The sequence below is a fragment of the Shimazuella kribbensis DSM 45090 genome (genome assembly GCF_000428065.1).
GTDB lineage: Bacteria > Bacillota > Bacilli > Thermoactinomycetales > Thermoactinomycetaceae > Shimazuella > Shimazuella kribbensis.
This window is the reverse complement of record NZ_ATZF01000003.1, coordinates 144,708-168,700: the sequence shown is the minus strand read 5'-3', so window position 1 is coordinate 168,700 and position 23,993 is coordinate 144,708. Positions and strand designations below refer to the sequence as shown.

Genomic DNA, 23,993 nt, shown 5'->3' with positions numbered 1-23,993 from the left:
TCAGTGCAAAGGCAGGCATGATTTGTTTGTCACGAGGTAGCATTGGCCTATTTGCAGCTAGGTACACAAAGACAAAATTTATAATGAACCTCTATCAGTCTCAAGTTCGTTTTAGGTGTATATCCATAAGGGGAAATAAAGTAGCTCGCGGTATAGACGAGGCCAATGGCCTAATCTATACCGCGAGGTTTAACAAACTGCTTCGACTACTTCTTGCCACCCAGGAGGGGGACGTCGACGCCCTCCATCGGTCGGTCAGAGTGGACGTAGTCCATGCTCGTCACGACCTTGGTGCCGTCGGCGAGGAAGAAGAAGATCCCGGGATCGTGACCCCCGTAGGAGCCGTCATCCTGGGGACCGTCCACCACCACCGGCTGGCAGTAGTTGGGAAGGGGTGAAAAAATACCGATTTAAGATGAATAAATTTGCACGCGGTGCAGGTCTAGTTGAATTTTATGATAAACCAGGCAATATGCTTTTCGATGTGGATACATCCCGAGCAAAATGGACCGGACGACGTTAAAAGAAAATTTTAGTTATTATGTGAAGTGCATCAATAATAATAATCAGCCTTGGACTTAGAATAATTTTAAGTATGATTACAAACGGATAAATCAGGGGTTACTTGTAAAGTAGCTCCTTTTTAAATACAGCGTCCTTTCATTTAAGTGCAATCCTTCATGTTCTAATTTTTTATTACAAATAAACAAATTGACTTAATACTGTTTATGACAGTATACTGTTATTGACAGTATTATGTTGATAAAAAAATTTCCATATTTAAAAATTAGGAGGTATTAACTGTTCCCAAAAACATAGATAAAAATAGAAAAAAGTAGACAAATGTCTTTTCTTGCACTTTTTTATCAGAAGGAAGAAGGTTATTCGCGGATTCTCTCGAACGTATATATCTAGAATATATGTTTGGGTAGGTGGGTTCATGACGATTGCATACAAAACCGAAATACATCCGAATTCCGAGCAAATCAAGAAAATCGTATCTTCCATAGGAGTTTGTCGTTTTTTGTACAACCAATATGTGGGACACAATCTGGATTTACTCCAACAAAAACAACGAATCTTTTCGGCCAATCAGTTTGATAAACAAGTGAACCATGAGCTGTCTCTCGTGTATCCTTGGATAAAAGAATGTGGAAGCAAAGCGAGGAAGAAAAGCTTAGTGAATGCAGAAACTGCTTTTCAACGTTACTTCCAGAAAACAGCAGGAAAACCACAATTCAAAAAGAAACGTGCTCAAACCGTGAAACTGTATTTTCCGAAAAACAATCCAAAGGATCTGGAAATAGAGCGACATCGTATCAAACTTCCCACTTTGGGTTGGGTTCGACTGAAAGAAAAAGGCTATCTTCCCATCCATGGAACGGCTTCTAGTTGTACCATTGAACAAAAAGCCAATCGTTTCTATGTCTCTGTTCTGTTTTCCTCCGTTAATGGGAAGAAACAAAAAGAATGTAAAGCAAAACGTTTTTCAGATGGAATTGGAATCGATCTTGGAATCAAAGATTTTGCTATTACCAGTCAGGGGCAAGTATTTCAGAATATCAATAAGACTTCCATCATCAAACGTACAGAGAAACGTTTGAAAAGAGTACAACGAGCGTTATCTCGTAAGTACGAATTCCAAAAAAAGCGAGGTGGAAAACCTGCTACAGAAAACGGAAGTAACATAGCAAAAAACATCCTTCGAATCCAAAAGATTCATCAACGACTTGCTCGCATAAGAGATGCCTATCGTGCATGGGTGGTGAGTGTGATTGCGAAAACCAAGCCCACATTTATCACCATCGAGAAGCTCAATGTCCAAGGAATGAAGAAAAATCGGCATCTAGCGAAGTCGATTTCCGATCAGGGGTTTTATGATTTCAAACAAAAGTTGGGAAACGTATGTCGCAAAATGGGAATCGAACGAAGGGAAGTGGCAATGTTCTATCCTTCTAGTAAATTGTGTTCTCATTGTGGCGTAAAAAAAGTGAAATTATCCCTATCGGAACGAGTGTTTTCCTGTGAATGTTGTGGACAAAGCATCGATCGGGATCGCAATGCAGCCATCAATTTGATGCAAGCAAGGGAATATGTCCTTCTCCCCTAACGAGAGAACCTATCTGTACCGTGGGCTACATGGGAATTTACGCCTGTGGAGTGTTGTACCAAACTGTAGTAGCGAAGTTTTGTGGCGAGACAGGACACGTAGAAGCAGGAAAACTCTAGCATAGGGATGTTTTTCTATGTTTTTAGTAGCAGGTTATATATTTCATGAAACATACAGGGAGACATACAGGTGCATTTCTTTTGCTTTTTTTAACAGAGGGAGATAACTATGGAGGGAGACTTCTACAAAAATGTGAGGAAGAGCTTCCCATCAATCCAATTGATAGTGCCATACTATATCGCACACTAAAAAAATTAGAGGATGAAGGTGCCGTTGAGTCTTATCTGGATAAATCTGATCATGATAAACCGATAAAAATGTACAAAATCACTGAAGTTGGAAATAAGAAATTAGAATATTTTCAAATAGATATTGAAGAAAAAATAAAAAATCTATCATTCTTCCTAGGGAAATATAAAAGATGGAAGGCTCAAAATAATGATTAATGCGATTGTTCTATATAGTATCGCTACTATATATTTGGGTGTTTCTTTCATAAAAGACAAACATAAAACAAAAGTAGCCTTATGGAGTTCATGGAAAATGTTTCGCAATGTTTTACCGGATTTATTAGCTATTATGCTTTTTGTTGGGCTAGCATTATCTTTATTAACACCATCCCTTATATCTTCATTTATTGGCGGAAATTCGGGTTTACTAGGCATCCTTTATTCCACAATTATTGGCTCAATTGCTTTAGTTCCAAGCTTTATTGTTTTTCCTCTCGGACATACACTAGTTCAAAATGGCGCTGGTCTTCCACAAGTAGCGGTATTCATGTCGACATTAATGTCTGTAGGACTTGCAACTTTATCAATGGAACAAAAAACATTTGGACGAAGTTTTGCTTATGCTCGAAATATTTCGGCGATAATCATGTCCCTTCTTTTTGCACTGATCATTTGGGTGGTGATGACATGACGACGCTAAAAAGATATTGGTTCTTCTTCATTTTATTATTAGGGCTATTTCTTGTTGCATGGATGAATCAAGCTATTGCAATGAAAACAGTTCAGTTAACTAGTAAAAGTATATTGGATATGCTATTTTTACTTCCCCCTGTATTTGTATTAGTGGGATTATTGGATCAATGGGTAAAGAAAGAAACACTCATTCGATTTATGGGGGGAAAATCAAGTATATATGGTGTCTTCTTTACTTTATTATTAGCATCAGTAGCAGCAGGCCCTCTGTATATAGCTTTTCCAATTGCAGTACTTTTATTGAAAAAAGGAGCGAGTGTCCGCTATATAGTATTTTTCTTAGGCGCTTGGTCAACCGTGAAACTGCCAGTTTTAGTATATGAATTCACTTCGTTTGGTTCTAAATTTACACTTATTCATATTTGTTTTGGCCTCGTGTTTTATTATTTCACAGGAATTCTTTTTGAAAAAATTTATGGACAACAAAAGTTGTTAAAGCACGATATAACGAAGGAAACATAGATTGGAATTTTAAGTGAATATTTCATAAGAATCCCTAATAAGTATATTCCAGACATATGATCAAAAGCAATCTAGAAAGAAAAAGCAACCATTTACGAATGTTGCTTTTTCAATTTATCTTATTTTTCTTTAATCCGCTTTAACGTTGCTATAATAAGAAAGCTAACAATCACTAATAAGAGCCATGAACTCACTTTTCCTAGGTGAACGAGACCATAAATTAGTCTATTTTGGTCAACAAGGAGCTGGATTAGGTTATTTATTGAGCTGCGAGGTAAGGAATTTCGTATGAAATACAAGTCTTATAATTTAAAAAATTACCGTTTATACTAAAGAAAGTCTGATTTTGACTAAATTACAGAAACGAGGAAAACACTTATGAATGTATTAATGATAAACATACCTGCTGAGGGTCATATCAATCCAACCCTTGGTATAGTGAAAGCATTGATTGATCGTGGAGACTCTGTTCATTATGTAACAACAGAAGAATTTAGAGAACGGATTGAAGGCTTAGGTGCTTATGTGTATCTTCATACCAATCATATAAAGCCGATTTCACCGCAGGAAATGAAAAATGCAAATATTCATGAATTTTTGCAAGATCTGATAAAGATTTCTCATGAAATTTTGTCTATTGTTCAGAAACTAGCTGAAACCATCACATTTGATTATGTGTATTATGATACGTTCGGTGCAGGATTATTGGTCAAAGATTATTTAAACCTCCCCTCTATCTCATCATCCACTAGTTTCGCAATACCAGAAGAACAATTTTTCACCATACTAAAAAGTGAAAATCTAGGTGGTTTTTTGGATTCTTCATCGGAAATAGTGAAAGAAAATGCATCTTTAACCAAACAAATGGAAGAGAAATTTGGTGTGAAAGTAAAACATCCGTTTCAATTCATGATGAATAGTGCAGAATTGAATATTGTCTACACAAGCAAATCATTTCAACCAGGTGGGCAATATTTGGATGATTCGTATGTATTTATTGGTCCTGCTATCTCAAGCCGAATGCAATCAAATAATTTTCCTTTAGAAGAGTTAATCAATCAGAAAGTAATTTATATATCAATGGGAACAGTCCTTTATGGATTTGAGGATTTCTTTCAAACTTGCGTAGAAGCCTTTCGAGACTTTGAGGGAAAAGTTGTATTATCAGTAGGCAAATCAACGGATATAACCAAACTAGAGACATTACCGGAAAATTTTATTGTCCGTAATTATGTACCACAGCTTGAAGTTTTACAGCGTACAAACCTCTTTATTACCCATGGGGGAATGAATAGTGCGAGCGAGGCCCTTTATTATGAAGTTCCTCTTGTTGTTATCCCGCAAACCTCAGATCAACCTTTGATCGCAAACAGATTGGAGGAACTTCATGCTGGCTATCGAATAGAACCACACGAAGTAAGTGTAGAAAAGCTACAAGAAGCAGTTCGAACAGTTTTGTCCGACCCATCTTATCGAGAAAATGCGAAGAAATTGAGCAACAGCTTGAAGGAAGCAGGAGGAGTAGCAAAAGCCCTAAAAGCAATAGATGAACATTTGGGATTGAGTAATGTCTAGGAGTAGAAGAAGGTGTTTAGAAGCTGTCTTATATAGTTTAAACACATAACTATGAAGTTGACCAATCACATTGCGATGGGCTCATCATCTACACATCTATAATTAGTCCATGCAGTGGTATGAGGAAGGGTATACGGAAATAAATTCAGAAAATTAAGAATATTTATAGAGCGATTGTAAAGCGGGCAATATAAGTGTAACTGTTAACTGGATCAATTAATTTACGAATGTTATGAATATACAATTTTCTGTCTAATGTTGTCTCCTGCATGCCTTAAGTTTACTAGGTGTTAGGTATTGATTTCTAGCTAGTTCTTCTCTCCTGACACTAGATGTCAGGAGAGAAGTTTTATCATAAGTATGAAAAGGAGAGCGACTTCAACAAACCCCTATGAGCAAGATATGTAATTAAAAAGTAAGAGAAATGGAGATTATAGCATGAAATTAGAGAAAACAAAGCTTGTCCCTGTGATGGGTGCATTACTTTTAGCGATATTGGTAGCATCGCTAGATAATACAATTGTCTCCACTGCAATGGGAACAATCGTTGGAGAATTAGGTGGTTTGGATCAATTTGTTTGGGTTACATCTGCTTACTTGATTGCAGAGATGGCAGGGATGCCGATCTTTGGGAAATTATCTGATATGTATGGTAGAAAGCGATTTTTTATGTTGGGGATTTTGTTATTTCTACTAGGTTCTGTTTTGTGTGGTACCGCACAAAATATTACTCAATTGAGCATTTATCGTGCTATCCAAGGTATTGGTGGAGGGGCATTGATGCCGATTGCTTTTACTATTATTTGGGATGTATTTCCTGCGGAACAACGTGGGAAAATGGGTGGCATTTTTGGAGCTGTATTTGGTCTTTCCAGTATTTTTGGACCGCTTGTCGGAGCTTATATTACTGATTTTTGGAATTGGCGTTGGATATTTTATATCAATATTCCGATAGGTGTTATTTGCTTGATACTTATCTTTCTGTATTACCATGAATCAACAAAACAGGTGAAACAGACTATCGACTGGTGGGGTGCGACTACTTTAGTTGCAGGTATTGTTTGTTTCATGTTTGGATTAGAGCTTGGTGGAGATCAATATGCATGGAGTTCTGTGCAAATTTTATCTTTGTTTGCTGGTTTTGTTATTTTGTTTGGAGCGTTTCTATATATTGAAACCAAAGCAAAAAACCCGATTATCTCATTTGCCATGTTTAAACATCGTTTATATGTAACTAGTAATTTTGTTGGACTGTTTTATGGTGCTACTTTTATGGTAGCAACTATCTATATTCCACTTTATATCCAAGGTGTAATGGGTGGTAGTGCTACTAATTCTGGACTATTACTCATTCCTATGATGATTGGAACAACCATCACTGCTTCTTTTGGAGGGGAGTTGGTCAAAAGAATGAGTTATCGAGGAGTTATGCTTGCTTCCGTTGGAATTCTATTAGTTGGTATCGGATTACTAAGTACACTTACACCAGATACATCAAGGATTGCAGTTACCACCTATATGATAATTATTGGTTTAGGAACAGGAGCGTCTTTCTCTGTACTGGGTATGGCAGCGATGCATCATTTTGATAGTCACCAACGAGGAGCTGCTAGTTCTACTAATGCATTTTTACGGTCTTTAGGTATGACAGTAGGCATTACGATATTTGGAGTAATTCAACGGAATATTTTTAGTGATAAACTATCTGCTACATTTGCTTCGATGGATGCACTAGGAAGTGCTGATATAGGGGACCCGCATTCTCTTCTTTCACCCGAAGGTAGAGCGGAGATACCAGCACCTATTTTGGATAAAATAACCGCAGTCTTATCTACTTCGATTGCTCAAACTTTTCTCTGGACTTTCGTACCAGCTATTCTTGCATTATTATTTGTAGCATTAATGGGGAATGCAAAGTTATCAGAGGGGAAAATGGCACAGCATTAGAAAACAAGACCTTACCTTAATTTAAGGCAGGTCTCTTTTTAGGGACAATATTTAAGTGAAGCTATGCAGTTTGTTTGAAGAAAAGCCATATTCCTACTGTTGCCTGCATAAATATAAAAATGCCAATAAGGAATAAATACATGTACTAAAGCAGGAGGTATCTATGCCAGGTATAATAACTGCTTTGTCGTTGCTCATCAAAGAGATGATGGTATTTGTCTCTTTTATTAAAAGCAATGCTTTCCCCCAGCCACTTTCAGAACAGGAAGAGGAGATAAATCTCAAGAAAATGTCAGAAGGAGACAGCTATGCTCGCAATCTCTTGATCGAACACAATTTGCGTTTGGTTGCTCACATTGTAAAGAGATTGCGAACATGAACCGGTGTAAAAAAATTGTGATGAATGCTGGGTTTGAGCTAGGAGTTGTACCTGCATCGAAGAACGATGTGGTGTGGGAGAAGGAGATTGTAGAGGAGAGCAAGAATTCGGCTTGAGTGAATATTGGACAAGCCCTAAAAAATTAAGCTTTAAAAAGAAGTGATCCATATATTGTTGGATCACTCTTTATTTTAGTCTTCCAACCATTTCTTCCTATTAATTATCTTTAACTACTGTAGGATGTTGTAACTGCTTCTTTTGGAACACTAATTGATTTTACGTTCCATTTAAAAATATGGGTTTGGTACTCATCTGTTTTGATAATATCTCCAGTTTCATCTTCTGCATTGATTGTAGAGAGTTGATGTTGCTCTACTTTCTGAGTAAGAAGGGTTTCTTTATCTATCGTAACTTTTACTGTATAAAGGGGTATTTCCCTTATGACATTCACATCAACATATCCTTTTCCACCTTTGCCGAAACCCATAATACTTGTTTCTTCCTCTTTATTAGTCAAAGTAAGTTCAAGGATATATGCCTTTTGAGTTTGCGTAAGATTCACTTGTTTTTGATTTTGTTTTAAGTTTGCTAATAGATAGGACGGATCTAGGAAGATGGGATTTTTGTACAAAGTTTCAGAAAGAGTGGAATGTGTTGGTTTTCCTTTCTCCCAGCGATCTGTACCATCTCCGCCCCAATCAAAATAATGTGTATAAAGGGTATCGTTTTTCACATAGATTTCTGTCTGTAAGTCAGGTTGCTTTTCTTTTCTGGTAGTTCGATCCTCGTGTATACGGTTGTAGAGATGATATTGATTCCGATCAATAAATGTAAAAGATATATTATCATTCTTTACGATATGATTTCGATAATCGGATTTTTTATTTTCTTCGTCAGAAGTATATTTCTTCGTGTATTCCGCTTGAAAACTTTTCATTTTTGCCATGGCCGCTGTTGATTTTTCAATTGCCTCTGATACGGAAGTGATCGGTTTGGGTGGATTCTTTTTGGGAATAACGGGAGATTTGGCTTGAGAAGAACAAGCGCTTAACAGGAATAAAATAGCAATGTAAGGTCTGATCCATTTTTTCATTTTGACAGCTACTCCTTTTTAGAATTACCCCTATTATAGGCATAGTCTAGTGATTTAGCACACGATTATTCCGTTTTAGGTTTTGGGTTTGTGTAGGGTAGGTCTGATCAAGATTTACATGGGAATCAGAGTCCGGTGGAGATTCATTAGGCACATTTTTCTGTAGAGGATTTCCTTCATTATGCCTTAGTGCATAATCATGTTAATTAATTTCAAACTATTTTCAATAGATTAAACTCTGACATCGTATTTAATACGAATTTTTCAAGAAATAACCGAAGGTGTATCACTCCATTAGAACAGATAAAGAATACAATGGGTTACACTATGTATTCATATTTCTATGATCATTGTAAAGAGCATAATAAAGTACAACATTGTTATATATAAAAATGTTATCATAACGTTAAGTGAAAACGAGAAAGGGTCTACAATGAACGATGTATGGTCTGATCTGGTCATCTTCGCCATTTGTTGTGTGATTGTACTCTACTGTGGGTACAAATGGAAGAACCAGCCAGAGAACTCCCCCGCAGCTTCCGAGCAGGAGCGAGAGAGGTTGCAGGCCTCCCTTGCGGCTTCCGAGCAGGAACGGGAGAGGTTGCAGGCCTCCCTCGCGGCTTCCAAGCAGGAACGGGAGAGGTTGCAGGCCTCTCTCGCAACTTCCGAAAAGGAACGGGTGGGGTTGCAGGCCTCCCTCGCAGCTTCCGAAGAGGCCCTCGCAGCTTCTGAGAAGGTACGAAAGGATCTCTGTGACAAGCTTGGTGATTCCAAGTCGAACCTGGAGAAGTCGCAGATCTCCCTCGCAGCTTCAAGGGGAGTACAGGCTCGACTGACAGAAATGTTCCGAGCAGCAGAGTATGTCGCAGAATCGGGGTTGCTGGAGCAGTTCAGTGCTCTGACCAGGGTTGAGGATTGAATCGTAACAGTTCGATCAACCATCTCGTTTTGGCTGTCTCTCTCTACTGGTAACAGATGGGAGAGACCCAATTTATATTTTTGGATATACATCTAGTGTAAACTCGTCTTTTTGCCGATGTTTTTCTTTTCGATATGTGCATTTATCCAACACGCCCTTCACAAGGATGTGTTTTTTTTGTTTATTGTTGTAGAACTTGCATATTAATATCCAGTAATTTTAAAAAAAGGACACTTTTCCAAAGCGGTCTCTCTTTGAATCAAAGGCTATTTGTTGTGTGAAAAACCATATTCCTACTGCTTTGTGCATAGAAATAAGAATACTGATAAAAATAAAAATATGTACAAGAAGAGCAGGGAGGTACTTATGACAGGGATAATTTCTGTTTTGTCACTGCTAATCAAAGAAATGATGGTATTTGTCTCATTTATCAAGAGCAACGCTTTTCCTCAGCCTTTATCGGAAAGGAAAGAAGAGATCAATTGACCAACTATACTAGCAATCTTAATCTGGATAGGCTAAAGAGTTGGTTTTCTTATGATCGAAATGGAAAGCTATTGGATGTGGATGGGAGATTGTTTGATCGATTGGTGGGAATTACATTACCTATTTCCATCCAAACGGATTCTTCTCGAAAGTATCAAGCTTTAGAACAAATAAAAGCTATGCAAGTAAGTGAAGGAGGATAATCTTTTCCGATCGGTATGCTATACCGGTATTGCAATGAAAACATTAGGCTACTGCAAGCAAGAAATGAAATAAATTATGCAGAAATGAAGTTAGCAAATGGATACGGTGATTGAAGAGGAGTCGACAAGGAAAGCTATTCAGATACTTTGGAGTAGATTTTGAAGAATGGGACAAAATCCTCGTTTCATAAATTGGTATATACCAAAATAAAAGGCGGTGTTTGGATGAAAAGAAAAACAGGTCCTGTCCAATTTGTATGGGTTCAAAACCAATCTGAGAGTCATTCACAAGAGTTGGAAGAATCTTTAGAAGCAAAAAAGCGGGTAATCCAAGTCTTGATGGAAATGGCACTAACAGAACACCAAGATAAGCAAATTCATCTGCTACTACATCACAACCCATAAGTCTTAAATTATGGATTCTGATGTAGCAGCAGATGAGTTGTATTTGTCGTACGAGATTACTCTCGTCACGATTCATACACACACCTGCTGAGCCCGGAACTTCCGGACTTTGATCGATTCAATCACCGATCTTTTTGTTCACCTAAGTTGAGGTTGTAGACCGAGTGACGCTGGTCAGATCAGACCGGCAAGTCGGCAGAGGTTCTCGTAGGAACGCACGTAGGTCTTGAGGTGGTTGCTACCACTCTGGGTGTAGATCTGAACACCTCGAGGAACATACACCGTTCCGTTCAGCGAGCCACTCATGGTGCCGCTGGTCTGCAGCACGATCGTGCTGTCGAGATGGACACTGCCACTCATGGTACTGAACGACGTGATGAGTTCAGCATTGAGATGGACGGCGCCACTACTCTGGTTGCGAGGAGCCTGTGCGTTGTCCATCAGCATCTGCCGGTAGTCACCCTCGGTGAGTTCCCTCGGCTGCTGGACCGACTGGTGCACCTGGTCGAAGGAGACGTTCTCCGGCCAGTAGCGGGAGATGTGACGCACGCTGTCGGGGTTGTTCGCCTTGGCGTACTGGTAGTCTTCCAGGATTCGCTGCCACCTACGCGGGAGCGGGTTCTGGAACACTTCCTCCGACACCGTGAAGATATCGACGGTCTGCGGCCACGCCGAGTGCTTTGTGGTCAGCGCCCACAGCAGTGCCTCGTGCAGCTCATCGCTGAGCTTGCTGAAGTCGTAGCCGTTCTCGTCCGGTCCCTGCACGGGTCGTTCCATGAAGGGATGGATGAGGGCCCGTGCTTCGATGCCGAGAGCCTTCGCGAGGGTGATCGGACGGACGCCTTCCCACTCTCGCTGCGGCTTCGAGTACACCTGTCCGAGATGCTGCAGGTAGCGGAGAGTCTTCTCGGAGTCGAGCTTCCCGTTCTCGTCGGGGATGGCCCACTCCGTGATGCGCCTTTCCGTGACCCTCTTGACCAGATCCCGTTCCATGATGAGCGGCAGAAGCACCGCATGCTTAGACGGGTTGTCCTGAAGCAGCTTGAGCAGTTCGGAGACGTCCATCTGCTCCGGGGTCTTCTCCTGCTTGACGGTGACCTCGATCGGTCCCGTCGGAGCGGCAGGTGTCGCCGCCGGGGTGGCTCCACGCAGCATGTCCTGAAGGGAGTCGATCAGTACATCGGCGATCTCAGAACGCTCCTTCTTGCTGCTGTCAGGGAGAACTTCCTCCCGAAGGAGACGAACGAGCTGGAACTTCTGCATGTTCGCCAGCTCGAACGCTGAACGCTCACCGATCTTCTCGTTGAGCTTCTCCAACACCTCGGGAGAGAGGTTGTCTACCTCCAGGTCTTCCAGCAGGTCCGAGAGCTTCGGGTCGCTGTTCGAAGTCACAGCATGTCCTTTCCAGACTTGCTTCACTCAGGACATTCCCAAGCAAAGGTGAAACTTACTCCTTGTCCCATATCGCCCATTTAGGCGAGAAGATAAGAAGCTATAAAGTTATTATATGGTAAGTTCAGAAGAATGGGAAGATACAAGAGAATAGCAATGTAACAGAATGGAATTCTGCTGAAAGGAGGGATAATATAGATGAAAACAGCCATCTATGCTCGGGTATCTACAGGATTACTGGCAGTAGAAGGGACGAGTTTGGATACACAGGTGGAGATGTGTATGGAAAAGGCACGTGTATTAGAGCTATACCAGTTAGAGATTTACAAAAAATCAGGTGTATCAGGAGAAGACATTGAGCGTCCAGAGATGGATCGGCTTCGGCAAGATATTGCACAATGGAAAATAGCAAAAGTTATCTGCTAGTGGGATCCCAAGAAAACATATGAATTCCGCGATTCTTCACAATATGTAACAACAACCGTTCCAGCCATTATTGATAAAGGTTTGTTTGAATTAGTACAACGACAAAAAGAAAAAAATACGACCAACAAAGGCAATAATCGCTATTTCTATATGTTTAAAGGAATGATTCGCTGTGGTCATTGCGGACGATCATGGAGTGGTACTACTTACTCTGATAGAATGAATAAGAAAACAGGTACAAAAGGGCGTTATCGGTTTTATCGCTGCCAAAATAAAAATCCTCGTAAATTTGGTGCAGATGTAGAAAAATGCCCGGCGAAATCGCTTCGAACAGAAGTGATTGAAGAATATATTTGGAATCTGATTATTCGTTGCATTGTCGATAAAGATGAGATAGTCAGCCAGTTAAAAGAAGTATCAACCTTGCAGGACCATAGATTGGCTGACATCGAATTTACATCGATTCACGTTCACAACATGAAGAAGATTGTAGAGAAAAGGAAACCGAGGGTTTGGCTTGAGTGAATATGGGACAAGTTGGTCAGTGTAGTAAGAAATTCTTAAATTTGAGCAAATGATTGATTAATGAGAGCCACTTTTTCAAGTGGCTCTTTTTTATGGAGGAGAGAACAGCTTGATTCTATAAGTGAAGATAAAATGGTGAAAAGAAATTGAATGACAAGTATCAAAATGAAAGTAGTTGGGTTAATCGTGGTCACACAAGAAAACCAAATTTCGTTGTCCGTTTTGTTTATGCTCTAGTAGTTTGGTTTGGTGATTTTGGTCCATTATTATGGAGCATCAAACGAAGCATAGGTCACCTTTCTTCGCTGGATTCCTCCACTTGCGCTTTTGCTTATTTTAATATTCTCCTTTAATTACAAAAAACGAGCCCCGAATTGTTCCTGCTAATTTAGACTTTTGTCTAGCAAACTTAAATTTCTCTTCCAACTCTTTTGGTATCTCCATCTCCTCAGAAAGCTTAAAACCAACGGCCCGCTTCTTAGGGTTGTCTTCTGGATACATTACATTGACCGCAATACCATCCTCGTAAAAGACGTAGGTGAATTTGATATTTTCCACTTGAAAATGCGATGTTTCTAAAGGTTTTGCCGCAAACTCAATATCTCGTTCTTCTTTCAATATTCGATTCACATAATCAAGAGTCTCTTGACTTTCGCTAGCTGGTACAACCGTAAATTTATGCTTGTATTTGCTCATAAAGTAACGGGCTTCATGAGCACGTAAACCAGCAAGCGCTTCTACTACAGGTGAAGACTCTAAACCAACCATAGACACATTTTTAAAATCAACGATATAGGACATTTTCCAACTCTCCTTTTATTCTTTATTTCCTAACAACAGGAATCCACATTTCACCAAAAATGAAGCCATTTCGATGCCCCATCTCAACCATCGTATTTGGACCGCCAACATAGGCAAAATTCTTTGCTTCTGGCAAGACTTGGCCAAAAGCAAGGCCAGTAAGTTTGTTATCCAATTCATCAGCCGTTTTTCCTTCTCCTTTCACGACTAGGTATTCTCCCTTAGGAAATTGAATAACTCTGGTTTCTTCTGATGCTAGTACCGATGCCGATGCCTCTGTCATGACACCAGCATAATGCATCATCTTGCTATTCACCGCTTCATTCACAGCAAAAACGTAGTCATTTGTAGCTATGGATTTTAAAGTGTCAAGCCTTCCATCTTGATGGACAGCCTGCCAAAAATCTGACTTTTCCTTATTTAAGCCAGTAAAGTCTGTAAGCTCCGTTCCAATACCAAAAACGGTAAAGCTGTCTTTTTCTTCTAAGCTATAATTTTCCATACTCAATACCTTCCTCTTTTTTAAATTAGTTTTGTCTGCTTGTCTTGATAGATATATCATAGCCTTAAATCGCGTCAAAAAATGATACTGTTTAGAGGTTTGAGCAAAAAATTTGAATGGATCATATGATTTCCATTTCGATTTAGTCAGTCATACTTAGCTCTATTGAGGTCCAATTTTTTTCGATTTTTTGGACGTAGCATCCATGAAGCGAGAACTAGGATTGCAAAACTAAGTGGGACAAAAATATGATACGCATAAGCCCCATAGTCTCCTACGAATGCATGTGATACGGCTGCGCCTGTCATATTAAAGACAATGCCAGCATATGCCCCTTCTTTAAGTTGCGGAAACCCCGGCATGAGGATGGCTATCGTCCCAAGTACTTTCCAAATCCCGATAATGGTCAGAAAGTACTCTGGGTACCCTAATATCTCCACCGTCTCGAGCGTCCCCCATTGATGAGTCATATCTCCAATTCCCCCGCTCCCCAGAACGAATGCAAGAACCGTAGTTGGTAACCCAATAAGCAATCATTTTCCCTCGAAGACGGTTTTCTACTTTCGCGGTTTCTTCTGCATTGATAATCTCACTCATTTTGTAATCCTTCTCATAATTGTTTCAAGTAAAAGGTTGCAATCTTTCCAAAGGACTAATTCCTATAGGAATTAGTCCTTTGCCGGTCGCTGTTTCCATTTATCTCTTTACTTCCTAACAACAGGAATCCACATTTCACCAAAAACGAACCCGTTTCGCTGGCCCAGCTTAACCATTGCATTTGGAGCACCAACATATGCAAAATCTTTAGCTTCTGGCAAGATTTGACCAAAAGCAATGCTTTCAAGTTTACTATTCAATTCATCTGCTGTCCCTGCTTCCCCTTTTACAACTAAGTACTCCCCTTTAGGAAAGTGGATAACTCTAGCTTCTTCTGGTGCTAATGCTGATGCTTCTGTCAGGACGCCAGCATAATACATCATCTTGCCATTTACTCTGTCGTTGACTGCAAAAATGTAGTCATTTGTTGCTAATGCTTTTAAAGTGTCCAGTCTCCCATCTCGGCTAACCGCCTGCCAAAAGTCTGACTTTTCTTTGTTTAAGCTGGCATAGTCAGCTGTAAGTTCAGTTCCAAATCCTAAAACGGTAAAGCTGTCTTTTTCTTCTAGGGTATAATCTGCCATATTCAATACCTTCCTCTTTTTTGAATTAGTCAAATGACTTGTCTGCTTGTCTTGATAGGTATATGATAGCCTTAAATCATGTCAAAAAATGATACTGTTTAGGAGTCTAGATGAAAAAAGTTGAACGGATTAATATCATCATGAGGTATATCAATAACCGCTCCCGTTTTACAATCTCTGAAATCATGCAGGAATTTAACATCTCTCGTTCGACGGCTATTAGAGATATCAGGGAAATTGAGGCCATGGGGATGCCGCTCGTCTCTGAAGTCGGTAGGGATGGGGGTTATTTTGTCATGCACAACTCCATCCTGCCTGTTGTTCGCTTTACTGATAATGAAGTCAAAGCTCTTTTTATTGCATTTATGGCAACGAGAAATCAACAACTCCCCTATCTAAAGAGTCGTCAGTCTTTAGCTGAAAAATTACTAGGCCTCATCTCAGAAAACCAGCAGGATGACCTAGTTCTTTTAAATCAAATCCTGCTTTTTGAAGGAACCAACCCCTATAATCCTGACCTACTTGAGCTTTCAGACCTCCCCCATCCCATGTTAGAAAAACTCATCCAAATCCTCCTTTCGGATAACTATTTATGGATTACGATCAAAGAAGAGAAGGTAATAAAATCTTATCCCATCTATCTCTTACACCTTTATCGTGAAAAGAGCCTTTGGATGATTGAAGGCGTTGACTTAAAAGAAGAAAAGAAGAAGATTTTTTCTGTTGATCATCTTGTCAATGTCGAACCTTACCTGACGAAAAAAAGATTAAGTAAGAAAAAAATTTTAGAAAAAATAAGTAAGCAAGAAGAAGTAATCAACCTTGTTCTTGAACTTGGTCCAAAAGCAATTGCCCAGTTCAAAAAATACCATCCTTTAAAAGTTTCCATTTCCTATACGAATCCTTATCAAACCACAGCCATTCTAAAGACGTTTATTAATGTTAATAAGCCCGAAGAATTGACTGAAATAACAAATTGGCTACTTTTTCTAGGTAAGGATATTAAGATCAGGGATATGTCAGAAGAAGTCTTAGAAGTTTTACAGCAATTGTCGGCTGAAAGCCCATGGCTTCAATCGCGGGATGAAAGATGACGTTGCTCGAAACCTCAAATAGGGGTTGAAGGAGAAACGAATATTTTGTATATTAGAACGCATGATCGGTGATTATCCTACTAGTAGTAGGTTTGTTCTTTGACAATGTAATGGTATCGGGTTTTGGTGGCAAATGGATACGTCTCCCGCCGAGCAAAACATTAGTGGCAAGAAGAGGACTAGAACACTGGTAATTCCTTTGGTCGCAGGTGTTCCGCCTATGTGGGTACACTTCTAACTGCATGGGACAGGGTGATGGCACACCCTTGAACTTGAGCGTTGTTCAAAACGAAAACGGATTGCGGACGCTAACGATTCAAGAATCCCACGACTTTAGCCGTGGGAATGTCAAATTCTGTCCATAACAGTTACTAGTTAAAACTCAAATAATTTTGAGCATGGTCAATTGCGAGTTATCCACTATTTCCGCGCACCCAAAGAATCCTTTATTTACTTGCTGTTGTCTGCTCTTGATCGATTTCCGTCTTTTCGCTTCTGCATTTCTTCTAATAACTGTATATTTGGATTAGTACCAACGAAACTGTTACCAAAATGGAAATAATCCCAGCGGACTAGAGCAGCAACCGTTTCACCGGGCCTGATATGCAGCTCCTTCAATGGATAAAGGAATGGGCTCAGAATGAATAAATAACATGGATTAAAAAGGAGGATGATTATGAATCAGTGGGATATTCGTTTTCGAGATGAGGATTATGTTTATGGTACAGAGCCTAATGTTTTTGTAACGGAGGTTGCTAAAAAAATACAATTTTCTGGTAATACTTTGGCGATTGCAGAAGGGGAAGGGCGTAATGCTGTTTTTTTAGCAGAGCAAGGTCTTAACGTAACCGCTTGGGATTACGCGGAATCAGGTTTAGAAAAAACTAGTAAACTTGCGGAAATCAAAGGTGTAAAGGTAAAGACAGAACTTATAGATCTAAACGATATCAATTGGGAAATGGATAAATGGGATCAGTTGGTTTGCATTTTTGGACATTTTCCAACAGCATTACGCCATCAAACACTAAATGGTGTAAAAAAAGCAATTAAGCCAGGAGGGTATTATGTAACAGAGGTTTATTCCATACACCAAATCCCTTATGGAAGTGGTGGACCAAAAGAGGAAGACTTTTTATATAAACCGGAGGAATTTTTACATGTCTTTTCGGATTGGCGGATTATCCATTTTTTTATGGGAGAGGTTGGCCGTTATGAAGGGAAACTACATAATGGATTATCTCATGTCATACAGTTTGTTGGGCAAAAGCCAATATTATAAACTAATTTTGGTCATTATGTTCTTTCCCTGCTACGGGGTTGATGACAATAGTCATTGAATCGTCCTTGGCTAGGCTAGAGAAGATTTAGCGTTAACAGATTCATGATGGAAAGCGAAGGAGAACGTTCTTGCTAGTAATGATAATTGCTAGTCGGTTATTTAAAATATAGATGTTATCTTTTTAGTATTGAAATATGCTTTATATAATGGAGATACTAGCCCTCTCTCTTTTGTATATCAGGAATATACTATCTTATAATCTTGTAGTCTAAATCACCTAGAGAGAGAGGGAATTATGATGAGAAGATTTGGTTCAAATTGTCATATCGTTCAATTTGAAGTGTGCAATCCAGGTAAAGTAAAAAAGCCGCCGCCACCACCGCCACCACCTCCGCCGCGACCACCATTGGGATGTAAAGTGGTTCAGAATCGTATAGATATGAGTTCCCCGAATGTTATATGTTTTCCAAGAACGATGAAAGTGCCTGTTGTTCTTGCTGAGTTAGTCCTACAAGTTTGTATTGATGTAGATATTACGTTAGAGCGACCTGCATTGGAGATTAAAAGGGTAAATAAAGATGTCTCTCTGGATGAATGTAAACTAGTTCCAACTTCACGCAAGAATCACTTTAAACTTTTTATTTCAGGGTTTATTCGCAAGAGCATTGAATATGCTACTGCTGGACCCGTTCCCGCCAATGCCAATGCAGTTTGTGGTAGTATTCTCCATACTACGGCTCATATTCCTTTCAATTCTTGTACGGAAGTTACATTTGAAGGGAAAAATTTCCCTAATTTTTTAGTATCAAGTGACACCGAAACTAGATTTTTAGATAAGAGTAGTAGAGGGTCTAAGATTGAACAAAAATTATTTAGCCATTCCGTTCATTATAATGAGGAACCGTACTGTGAATTAGTAGCCTTTGAAATTAATGAATTCGATTTTGCTAAAAAAGGTTCGTCTACTCACCTGCCTCATATCACTAATGAACGTACTTTTACAACTGTGCAAGAACAGATTGTATTGGATCTACTAGTAAAAGTACTACAAAACCAGCAAATTCCTATCTCTGGTAAGCATGACCATGATGAAGAATGTGAGAAGAGATGGGATTGTGATCATGACCATAATGATGGGGAATGTTGTGATCATGGTCATAGGAAAAAATGCAGAAAGAAGTGCAAGAAGAAGTGTGATCATGATCATGATGACGATGATGATGACGATGATGATTGTGATCATGGGCATGGAAAAAAATGCAGAAAGAAGTGCAAGAAGTGTGATCACGATGACGATGACGATGACGATGATGATTGTGATCATGGGCATGGAAAAAAATGCAGAAAAAAGTGCAAGAAGAGATGTCTAAAGAAATATAGAAGAAAAACGTAGAAAAGACTGTTGAGGCTTTCTCAAGAGTCTTTATTTTCAACTGTCAATATGAAAAATCCTTTTTTGGGGTTTATTTTGTTTAGAGCGACAACAACCGAAGCCAATCGCATTGCCATCATGGCGGTACACGGACTGACAGTATTGGAGTTGAGTACTTGGATTTCCTCCCGCATTTTGAATTCTGGTACTTCAGTTCTGCTGAAACTTGTTTCATTTTGTTCCAAATACAAGGTGGAATGAAGATTCAGTAGAGATTGAAAAGGCGTGGAATTCAATAACTGAACTATGATATATGCTCTGAGAAGCTCTGTTCTATGGTGGTCATTGTCTATGGCAGAGAGGAAATTGGATTAGTCTTTATTGTAAGAACGTCAAATCGCACTGGGACAATGTTGCAACTCAGAATTCGAGCCCTAACATTGTCCCAGTTTTGCTGAAGGATCAGATTTACAAGACGATAGCTACTTCAGCTCCCAAAGCCCTTCCCAGCTCATTCAGAAAATCCTTCAATGTGATTTCCACATCGGTCATCATTTCTTGATGGATTCCTTGATGGAGAATCAAGTTCAACCGGATGGTAGTTACTTGGCATTCCAGTAGATTAGCTAGTGCCAGCAGAATTTTGTGATTGTCTGTCTGCTTGCCAGCAAGAAATGAAATGAAGTGAAGCTCTACATTGCGGTTCCTGGGGTCGATGAGATTAGCCAAAGCAGAATCCAGTTCACTAAGAAACTGTGACTTCAGCCAGTCTGGGTTGGAAGTAGTGGTGATCGCAGGGATTTTCTTTACCGTTTCAAGAAGGATGCCCATTTGAAAAATCTTTCTACCTTGGCGTAGTTACCTTGTTTTTATCTTAACTTATGGACTGCAATAAATATAGAGAGAAACAAAAATGGGAAAAATATAAATAAGTGATCACTAAAAAGAAATTTGACAAGACACCAATTAGTGTCATATAATAAAGACACCGATTGGTGTCTGATTTGTAAGGGGGGGGTGACTTTGAACGATAAAAATCAAGAACGGGATGTTTATGCAGCCATCGCTGACCCAACAAGACGTAAATTGCTACGTTTGTTGGCAGATGCAGAAGAGTTACCTCTTCACGAATTAACTGCTCAATTTCAAATGGGTCGTACTGCTGTTTCTAAACATTTGGCCATTCTGAAAGATGCCGGTCTCGTAGCACACCGAAAGGTTGGCAGGGAAACGCGTTATCGGCTATTTGCTGCTCCGTTGAGAGAAATTGAGGATTGGGTCTCGTTTTACAGGAAATTTTGGAGTGAAAGAATATTACTTTTAAACCAAATCTTACAGGAAGACCAAGAATGAATTTAACTGTATCACAAGATTTTAATTTTAAGAGCCCGACCGAGAAAGTATGGCATGCATTAACGGACGCAAATATACTTGCAAAATGGGTTATGGATAATAATTTTAAGCCTATAGTCGGACATAAATTTCAGTTTCGGAACGAACAGTGAAATTTAATTATTGATAGCGAAGTTCTTGAAGTGGACGATTCGAAAGAGAAAATCAGAGCATTCCATGGTGCAAAACATGGTTGGGTGAAAATGTCTGGTGAACTTGAAAAACTATTGGCTGTCTAAATTTTAAATCGACTTTTTCGTTTAAGAGAGCATTACTGTTGATAGAAGTAATGCTCTTTTTATATCAGAAGATAATCTGCATGATGGCGTGTATAAATTAACAATTCCATGTGTAAGTTGTTATGCAAGTGGCATCAATGATGATGGACTTAAGGAACTTGTTGAAGGTGTACAAGTAAAAACATGGTTAACTGGAACAGTAAGTGATGTGGTTGCTGAAAACTTAGATATGGCGGATGTTGCAGATATTCCAATTTTCAATCGTATTTGTGAATGGAACAAACAAGATATGATGGCAGTTTATCAATGCCTTGAGCAAAATAATTAAATTAGAATGATTAAAACAAAGCTGTATTTTAAAATTTCCCTATAGAGTTTACCAAATAAGACAAGAAATTCTTAAACTAAAACAGATGAATATCATTCATATCTAATGAGAGCCACCTTTCAAATGGTTCTTTTTTTATTGATTTTCAAAAGAGAATAAAAAGAGGTGAAAAAAATGAATAACAAGTATCAAGTAAAAATAGTTGGGTTAACCGTGGCCACACAAGAATACCAAATTTTGGTGTCCGTTTTATTAATGCTCTGGCAGATTGATTTGGGGAATTTGGTCCATTCCTATCAAGGGCTATTGTCCGACGTAAAAAATCGGTTAGAAAAACAAATTAACCAATTCAAGAAAAGTTTCCTCAACAAAATAAAGTAGTAGATAATTTAAGATTTACACTCCAGTAAATCGAGGGTACACGAAGTTCCTATTTTTGGTTTTGGAACTTCGCACATATTTATTTATTCTTGCTTAAAAATCAATGCTCGTTATACTCAATTCAGTGAAAAAGTACCAACTCTAGTGATTTAAGATATACATTTTTAGTTTAGCCGAGTATCAAAAAAGCCGTCTAGAAGATGGCCTTTAATTTTTTCTGGATAGGAGGTATAACTTGTAGAAATGAAAGCTTAAACGGCATGAAAGTGTTGGTTTTTTTGTTCTTTTTACCATAACTATAGATAAAAATGTCCTATTTAGTGTGTTGGACAGGTCATTTCTATTGCATGAGACAAACTTAGTATTACATATAGTTGTATATATCAGATAAAGGCGGTGATTGGATGAAAAGAAAGTCAGATCCCATCCAATTTGTATTGGTTCAATATAAATCTGAGAATCATTCAACAAAGTTAAAAGAATCTCTTGAAGCGAAGAAACGGGTGATTCAAGTCTTGATGGAAATGGCACTTATAGAACAACAAGAAAACCAAGTTCATCTTGGATAAAACAAACGATTTAAGTAGAAAGGAGGGCAAGTGAAGTGAAAACAGCTATCTACGCTCGTGTATCTACAGGATTGCAAGCAGTTGAAGGGACGAGTTTGGATACTCAGGTGGAGATGTGCACGGAAAAGGCACAGGCATTAGGGTTGTACCAGTTAGAGATTTACAAAGAATCTGGTGCGTCAGGAGAGGACATCGAGCGTCCAGAGATGGATCGACTTCGGCAAGACATTGCACAAGGGAAGATAGCAAAAGTGATTTGCGTTCATCCCGACCGCTTAAGTCGTAATTTAGTAGATAAATTGATCGTATGTGGGGAATGGGAACGTCATGAGGTAGAACTAATTTTCTGTGATGCAGAATATCAAAATACACCAGAAGGGCAACTATTTTTTAATATGCAATCTGCAATCGCTCAGTATGAGCTGTCGATGATACGAAAACGAACCAGCAGAGGTAGGTTAAAGGCAGTAGAAAAACAAAAGAAAATCATGCCGATGCGTTCTGCTCCATTTGGATATGAGTTGATTGATGCGAAGTTAGTGATCAATGAAGATGAAGCTAAGGTTGTCCACCAGATTTATGAGTGGTATGTCTATCAACATCATACTTATCGAGAGATCGGCAATAAGTTAGTAGAATTAGGAATTCTACCCAAACGAAAAGAGAGTAAAAACTGGAACCAGTCTTCGATTTATCGAATTTTGTCCAATGAAGTATATATAGGTTTATATCGTTATAACCGACGTAAAGTAAAGAAAATAAAAGGCGAGAAGACGATTAGTGGGAATCCAAAAAAATCATATGAATTTCGTGATTCGTCACAATGGGTAACAACAAAAGTTCCTGCCATTATCGATAAGGTTTTGTTTAAATTAGCACAGCAACAGAAAGAAAAGAATACAACCAACAAAGGGAACAATCGCTTTGAGTATTTGCTCAAGGGAATGATTCGTTGTGGTCATTGTGGAAGAATATGGAGCGGTACAACTTACACTGGCAGAATAAATAAACAAACAGGAAAAAAAGAGCGTTATCGCTGTTATCGTTGTCCCAACAAAAACCCTCGAAAATTTGGGGAAGATGTGGAAAAATGTCCAACGAAAACACTTCAAGCAGAAGTGATAGAAGAATATATTTGGAACTTAATTATACGTTCTATTGTGGATAAAGATGAAATAGTAAGTCAGTTAAAAGAAGCATCAACCCAACACGATCAAAGATCGATAGAAACAATAAAAGCTTTGAAAAAACGAATCAATGAAAAAGATAAAGAGCGGAACAAAGTAAAGATCATGTTTACTCGTGAAGTGATCACGGAAGACGAAATGTTCCGTGATTTAAGTAAAATAAACAAAGATATCAAGAGCTTGCAAACAGAACTCCAAAAGATCCAGCATCATCTAGAAGCTCAGCGTGAAAATGAAGAAGAGAAAGAACGAGTGAAAATGGTGATTGATTTTTTAGGCAGGTTAGTCGAGAAAGAATCGGATATCCCATTTGAAAAGAAAAGATTTATCATCCAATGCCTAATAAATGAGATCATTCTTACTTTTAACAAAGATCAAACCAACTGTGATGTTACTTGTGTGGGGCATCTGGACGTATTACTCGATCGAATTGACATCGTTTCACGTTCACAACATGAAGAAATTTGAAAACACGGGTGAAGATGCTGAAGATCTCATATCTATAGGGACGATTGGTTTGATAAAAGCAATCGAATCTTTTCAACCAAACAAAGGTACAAAGTTAGCCACTTATGCTGCAAGGTGTATAGAAAATGAAATACTAATGCATTTGAGATCTTTAAAAAAAGCACGCAAAGATGTATCGCTCCACGATCCAATCGGAACGGATAAAGAAGGTAATGAGATGCCTTTGACCTTATGT

Annotated in this window: 27 protein-coding genes and 4 pseudogenes; 23 read left to right on the top strand and 8 right to left on the bottom strand. The window is 38.9% G+C overall.

The features are described 5' to 3' along the window. Nucleotides 1–940: 940 nt before the first annotated feature. The 4 genes from A3GQ_RS0106695 to A3GQ_RS0106680 all read left to right on the top strand — a co-directional run bounded on the left by A3GQ_RS0106695 (nt 941) and on the right by A3GQ_RS0106680 (nt 3,615). Nucleotides 941–2,110 carry an RNA-guided endonuclease InsQ/TnpB family protein gene (locus A3GQ_RS0106695; protein WP_028776391.1) on the top strand — a complete coding sequence of 390 codons (1,170 nt, stop codon included), beginning with the start codon at nt 941–943 and terminating at the stop codon, nt 2,108–2,110. Nucleotides 2,111–2,274: 164 nt separating this feature from the next. Next, complete coding sequence (locus A3GQ_RS0106690; RefSeq protein WP_028776390.1) at nt 2,275–2,616, top strand: PadR family transcriptional regulator; 342 nt, start codon at nt 2,275–2,277, stop codon at nt 2,614–2,616. Then, complete coding sequence (locus tag A3GQ_RS0106685; protein WP_028776389.1) at nt 2,609–3,091, top strand: hypothetical protein; 483 nt, start codon at nt 2,609–2,611, stop codon at nt 3,089–3,091. Before A3GQ_RS0106690 ends, A3GQ_RS0106685 begins: the two co-directional genes overlap by 8 nt. Beyond that, nucleotides 3,088–3,615: a permease gene (locus A3GQ_RS0106680; RefSeq protein ID WP_028776388.1), complete on the top strand. Its 528-nt coding sequence runs from the start codon at nt 3,088–3,090 to the stop codon at nt 3,613–3,615. Before A3GQ_RS0106685 ends, A3GQ_RS0106680 begins: the two co-directional genes overlap by 4 nt. Nucleotides 3,616–3,734: 119 nt before the next feature. Here A3GQ_RS0106680 and A3GQ_RS27990 read toward each other — a convergent pair. Further along, nucleotides 3,735–3,833: pseudogene (locus A3GQ_RS27990) on the bottom strand (DUF817 domain-containing protein); the annotation flags it as partial. 160 nt (nt 3,834–3,993) lie between these two features. Between A3GQ_RS27990 and A3GQ_RS0106675 the strand changes: the two are divergent. From A3GQ_RS0106675 to A3GQ_RS0106665, 3 genes and pseudogenes are all read left to right on the top strand, one after another. Further along, entirely contained in the window at nt 3,994–5,190 is a 1,197-nt protein-coding gene (locus A3GQ_RS0106675) for a macrolide family glycosyltransferase (protein WP_037464211.1), read from the top strand. Between the two features lie 438 nt (nt 5,191–5,628). Beyond that, nucleotides 5,629–7,137 (top strand): MDR family MFS transporter, encoded by a 1,509-nt coding sequence (locus A3GQ_RS0106670; RefSeq protein ID WP_028776386.1) that lies wholly within the window; start codon nt 5,629–5,631, stop codon nt 7,135–7,137. A gap of 163 nt (nt 7,138–7,300) precedes the next feature. Beyond that, nucleotides 7,301–7,504 (top strand): annotated as a pseudogene (locus tag A3GQ_RS0106665) (RNA polymerase subunit sigma-70); the annotation flags it as partial. Between the two features lie 238 nt (nt 7,505–7,742). On the opposite strand, the gene A3GQ_RS0106655 reads toward A3GQ_RS0106665, so the two are convergent. Then, nucleotides 7,743–8,609, bottom strand: coding sequence for a DUF6612 family protein (locus A3GQ_RS0106655; protein WP_028776384.1), 867 nt, complete (start codon nt 8,607–8,609; stop codon nt 7,743–7,745). Between the two features lie 343 nt (nt 8,610–8,952). Between A3GQ_RS0106655 and A3GQ_RS0106650 the strand changes: the two genes are divergently transcribed. The 3 genes from A3GQ_RS0106650 to A3GQ_RS0106635 all read left to right on the top strand — a co-directional run bounded on the left by A3GQ_RS0106650 (nt 8,953) and on the right by A3GQ_RS0106635 (nt 10,622). Then, nucleotides 8,953–9,528, top strand: coding sequence for a hypothetical protein (locus A3GQ_RS0106650; protein WP_156877588.1), 576 nt, complete (start codon nt 8,953–8,955; stop codon nt 9,526–9,528). 482 nt (nt 9,529–10,010) lie between these two features. Then, nucleotides 10,011–10,217, top strand: coding sequence for a hypothetical protein (locus A3GQ_RS0106640; RefSeq protein WP_028776382.1), 207 nt, complete (start codon nt 10,011–10,013; stop codon nt 10,215–10,217). A 225-nt stretch (nt 10,218–10,442) separates the two neighbouring features. Further along, complete coding sequence (locus A3GQ_RS0106635) at nt 10,443–10,622, top strand: hypothetical protein (protein ID WP_156877587.1); 180 nt, start codon at nt 10,443–10,445, stop codon at nt 10,620–10,622. Between the two features lie 174 nt (nt 10,623–10,796). Here A3GQ_RS0106635 and A3GQ_RS0106630 read toward each other — a convergent pair whose 3' ends face one another. After that, on the bottom strand, nt 10,797–12,041 hold the full coding sequence (locus tag A3GQ_RS0106630; RefSeq protein WP_028776380.1) for a hypothetical protein: 1,245 nt from the start codon (nt 12,039–12,041) through the stop codon (nt 10,797–10,799). A 171-nt stretch (nt 12,042–12,212) separates the two neighbouring features. On the opposite strand from A3GQ_RS0106630, the gene A3GQ_RS0106625 reads away from it, so the two are divergent. Next, entirely contained in the window at nt 12,213–12,440 is a 228-nt protein-coding gene (locus A3GQ_RS0106625; RefSeq protein WP_028776379.1) for a recombinase family protein, read from the top strand. A gap of 81 nt (nt 12,441–12,521) precedes the next feature. Beyond that, nucleotides 12,522–12,965, top strand: coding sequence for a recombinase zinc ribbon domain-containing protein (locus A3GQ_RS0106620; protein WP_028776378.1), 444 nt, complete (start codon nt 12,522–12,524; stop codon nt 12,963–12,965). Between the two features lie 336 nt (nt 12,966–13,301). On the opposite strand, the gene A3GQ_RS0106610 is transcribed toward A3GQ_RS0106620, so the two are convergent. The 4 genes from A3GQ_RS0106610 to A3GQ_RS0106595 form a co-directional block, all read right to left on the bottom strand. Beyond that, nucleotides 13,302–13,766: a hypothetical protein gene (locus tag A3GQ_RS0106610; RefSeq protein ID WP_028776376.1), complete on the bottom strand. Its 465-nt coding sequence runs from the start codon at nt 13,764–13,766 to the stop codon at nt 13,302–13,304. Nucleotides 13,767–13,788: 22 nt separating this feature from the next. Beyond that, nucleotides 13,789–14,268 (bottom strand): GyrI-like domain-containing protein, encoded by a 480-nt coding sequence (locus A3GQ_RS0106605; RefSeq protein WP_028776375.1) that lies wholly within the window; start codon nt 14,266–14,268, stop codon nt 13,789–13,791. A gap of 146 nt (nt 14,269–14,414) precedes the next feature. Then, the gene (locus A3GQ_RS23625) at nt 14,415–14,801 is read right to left on the bottom strand and encodes a DoxX family protein (protein WP_342664989.1); all 387 of its coding nucleotides are present in this window, start codon (nt 14,799–14,801) and stop codon (nt 14,415–14,417) included. A 171-nt stretch (nt 14,802–14,972) separates the two neighbouring features. Continuing rightward, complete coding sequence (locus A3GQ_RS0106595; protein ID WP_028776374.1) at nt 14,973–15,449, bottom strand: GyrI-like domain-containing protein; 477 nt, start codon at nt 15,447–15,449, stop codon at nt 14,973–14,975. Between the two features lie 110 nt (nt 15,450–15,559). Between A3GQ_RS0106595 and A3GQ_RS0106590 the strand changes: the two genes are divergently transcribed. The 4 genes from A3GQ_RS0106590 to A3GQ_RS25600 all read left to right on the top strand — a co-directional run bounded on the left by A3GQ_RS0106590 (nt 15,560) and on the right by A3GQ_RS25600 (nt 19,215). After that, nucleotides 15,560–16,543 carry a helix-turn-helix transcriptional regulator gene (locus A3GQ_RS0106590; protein WP_028776373.1) on the top strand — a complete coding sequence of 328 codons (984 nt, stop codon included), beginning with the start codon at nt 15,560–15,562 and terminating at the stop codon, nt 16,541–16,543. Between the two features lie 68 nt (nt 16,544–16,611). Further along, nucleotides 16,612–16,737: a hypothetical protein gene (locus A3GQ_RS28200; RefSeq protein ID WP_281170813.1), complete on the top strand. Its 126-nt coding sequence runs from the start codon at nt 16,612–16,614 to the stop codon at nt 16,735–16,737. Nucleotides 16,738–17,219: 482 nt separating this feature from the next. After that, on the top strand, nt 17,220–17,822 hold the full coding sequence (locus A3GQ_RS0106585) for an SAM-dependent methyltransferase (RefSeq protein WP_028776372.1): 603 nt from the start codon (nt 17,220–17,222) through the stop codon (nt 17,820–17,822). Between the two features lie 295 nt (nt 17,823–18,117). After that, nucleotides 18,118–19,215 carry a CsxC family protein gene (locus A3GQ_RS25600; protein WP_169818257.1) on the top strand — a complete coding sequence of 366 codons (1,098 nt, stop codon included), beginning with the start codon at nt 18,118–18,120 and terminating at the stop codon, nt 19,213–19,215. A 447-nt stretch (nt 19,216–19,662) separates the two neighbouring features. Here A3GQ_RS25600 and A3GQ_RS0106570 read toward each other — a convergent pair whose 3' ends face one another. After that, nucleotides 19,663–20,025 (bottom strand): hypothetical protein, encoded by a 363-nt coding sequence (locus A3GQ_RS0106570; protein WP_028776370.1) that lies wholly within the window; start codon nt 20,023–20,025, stop codon nt 19,663–19,665. Nucleotides 20,026–20,217: 192 nt separating this feature from the next. Between A3GQ_RS0106570 and A3GQ_RS0106565 the strand changes: the two genes are divergently transcribed. The 7 genes and pseudogenes from A3GQ_RS0106565 to A3GQ_RS26755 all read left to right on the top strand — a co-directional run. Next, nucleotides 20,218–20,547, top strand: a complete 330-nt coding sequence (locus A3GQ_RS0106565; protein WP_028776369.1) for an ArsR/SmtB family transcription factor — start codon at nt 20,218–20,220, stop codon at nt 20,545–20,547. Continuing rightward, nucleotides 20,544–20,699, top strand: a complete 156-nt coding sequence (locus tag A3GQ_RS28355; protein ID WP_342664988.1) for an SRPBCC family protein — start codon at nt 20,544–20,546, stop codon at nt 20,697–20,699. The genes A3GQ_RS0106565 and A3GQ_RS28355 overlap by 4 nt, the downstream gene beginning before the upstream one ends. A gap of 187 nt (nt 20,700–20,886) precedes the next feature. Beyond that, a pseudogene (locus A3GQ_RS0106555) lies at nt 20,887–21,153 on the top strand (ABC transporter); the annotation flags it as partial. A gap of 174 nt (nt 21,154–21,327) precedes the next feature. Further along, on the top strand, nt 21,328–21,534 hold the full coding sequence (locus tag A3GQ_RS0106550) for a hypothetical protein (protein WP_028776367.1): 207 nt from the start codon (nt 21,328–21,330) through the stop codon (nt 21,532–21,534). A 404-nt stretch (nt 21,535–21,938) separates the two neighbouring features. Continuing rightward, complete coding sequence (locus tag A3GQ_RS26760; protein ID WP_156877586.1) at nt 21,939–22,103, top strand: hypothetical protein; 165 nt, start codon at nt 21,939–21,941, stop codon at nt 22,101–22,103. 35 nt (nt 22,104–22,138) lie between these two features. Continuing rightward, nucleotides 22,139–23,758, top strand: coding sequence for a recombinase family protein (locus A3GQ_RS0106540; RefSeq protein ID WP_028776366.1), 1,620 nt, complete (start codon nt 22,139–22,141; stop codon nt 23,756–23,758). Then, a pseudogene (locus tag A3GQ_RS26755) lies at nt 23,679–23,985 on the top strand (sigma-70 family RNA polymerase sigma factor); the annotation flags it as partial. The gene A3GQ_RS0106540 and the pseudogene A3GQ_RS26755, both read left to right, overlap by 80 nt. Nucleotides 23,986–23,993: the final 8 nt, after the last annotated feature.

What these genes read in the sequence shown, in the direction of transcription:
- A3GQ_RS0106695 (WP_028776391.1), top strand. Translation starts at nt 941, where the DNA reads ATGACGATTGCATACAAAACCGAAATACATCCGAATTCCGAGCAAATC.
- A3GQ_RS0106690 (WP_028776390.1), top strand. Translation starts at nt 2,275, where the DNA reads ATGAAACATACAGGGAGACATACAGGTGCATTTCTTTTGCTTTTTTTA.
- A3GQ_RS0106685 (WP_028776389.1), top strand. Translation starts at nt 2,609, where the DNA reads ATGATTAATGCGATTGTTCTATATAGTATCGCTACTATATATTTGGGT.
- A3GQ_RS0106680 (WP_028776388.1), top strand. Translation starts at nt 3,088, where the DNA reads ATGACGACGCTAAAAAGATATTGGTTCTTCTTCATTTTATTATTAGGG.
- A3GQ_RS0106675 (WP_037464211.1), top strand. Translation starts at nt 3,994, where the DNA reads ATGAATGTATTAATGATAAACATACCTGCTGAGGGTCATATCAATCCA.
- A3GQ_RS0106670 (WP_028776386.1), top strand. Translation starts at nt 5,629, where the DNA reads ATGAAATTAGAGAAAACAAAGCTTGTCCCTGTGATGGGTGCATTACTT.
- A3GQ_RS0106655 (WP_028776384.1), bottom strand. Translation starts at nt 8,609, where the DNA reads ATGAAAAAATGGATCAGACCTTACATTGCTATTTTATTCCTGTTAAGC.
- A3GQ_RS0106650 (WP_156877588.1), top strand. Translation starts at nt 8,953, where the DNA reads ATGATCATTGTAAAGAGCATAATAAAGTACAACATTGTTATATATAAA.
- A3GQ_RS0106635 (WP_156877587.1), top strand. Translation starts at nt 10,443, where the DNA reads ATGAAAAGAAAAACAGGTCCTGTCCAATTTGTATGGGTTCAAAACCAA.
- A3GQ_RS0106625 (WP_028776379.1), top strand. Translation starts at nt 12,213, where the DNA reads ATGAAAACAGCCATCTATGCTCGGGTATCTACAGGATTACTGGCAGTA.
- A3GQ_RS0106610 (WP_028776376.1), bottom strand. Translation starts at nt 13,766, where the DNA reads ATGTCCTATATCGTTGATTTTAAAAATGTGTCTATGGTTGGTTTAGAG.
- A3GQ_RS0106605 (WP_028776375.1), bottom strand. Translation starts at nt 14,268, where the DNA reads ATGGAAAATTATAGCTTAGAAGAAAAAGACAGCTTTACCGTTTTTGGT.
- A3GQ_RS0106595 (WP_028776374.1), bottom strand. Translation starts at nt 15,449, where the DNA reads ATGGCAGATTATACCCTAGAAGAAAAAGACAGCTTTACCGTTTTAGGA.
- A3GQ_RS0106590 (WP_028776373.1), top strand. Translation starts at nt 15,560, where the DNA reads ATGAAAAAAGTTGAACGGATTAATATCATCATGAGGTATATCAATAAC.
- A3GQ_RS0106585 (WP_028776372.1), top strand. Translation starts at nt 17,220, where the DNA reads ATGAATCAGTGGGATATTCGTTTTCGAGATGAGGATTATGTTTATGGT.
- A3GQ_RS25600 (WP_169818257.1), top strand. Translation starts at nt 18,118, where the DNA reads ATGATGAGAAGATTTGGTTCAAATTGTCATATCGTTCAATTTGAAGTG.
- A3GQ_RS0106570 (WP_028776370.1), bottom strand. Translation starts at nt 20,025, where the DNA reads ATGGGCATCCTTCTTGAAACGGTAAAGAAAATCCCTGCGATCACCACT.
- A3GQ_RS28355 (WP_342664988.1), top strand. Translation starts at nt 20,544, where the DNA reads ATGAATTTAACTGTATCACAAGATTTTAATTTTAAGAGCCCGACCGAG.
- A3GQ_RS0106550 (WP_028776367.1), top strand. Translation starts at nt 21,328, where the DNA reads ATGAATAACAAGTATCAAGTAAAAATAGTTGGGTTAACCGTGGCCACA.
- A3GQ_RS26760 (WP_156877586.1), top strand. Translation starts at nt 21,939, where the DNA reads ATGAAAAGAAAGTCAGATCCCATCCAATTTGTATTGGTTCAATATAAA.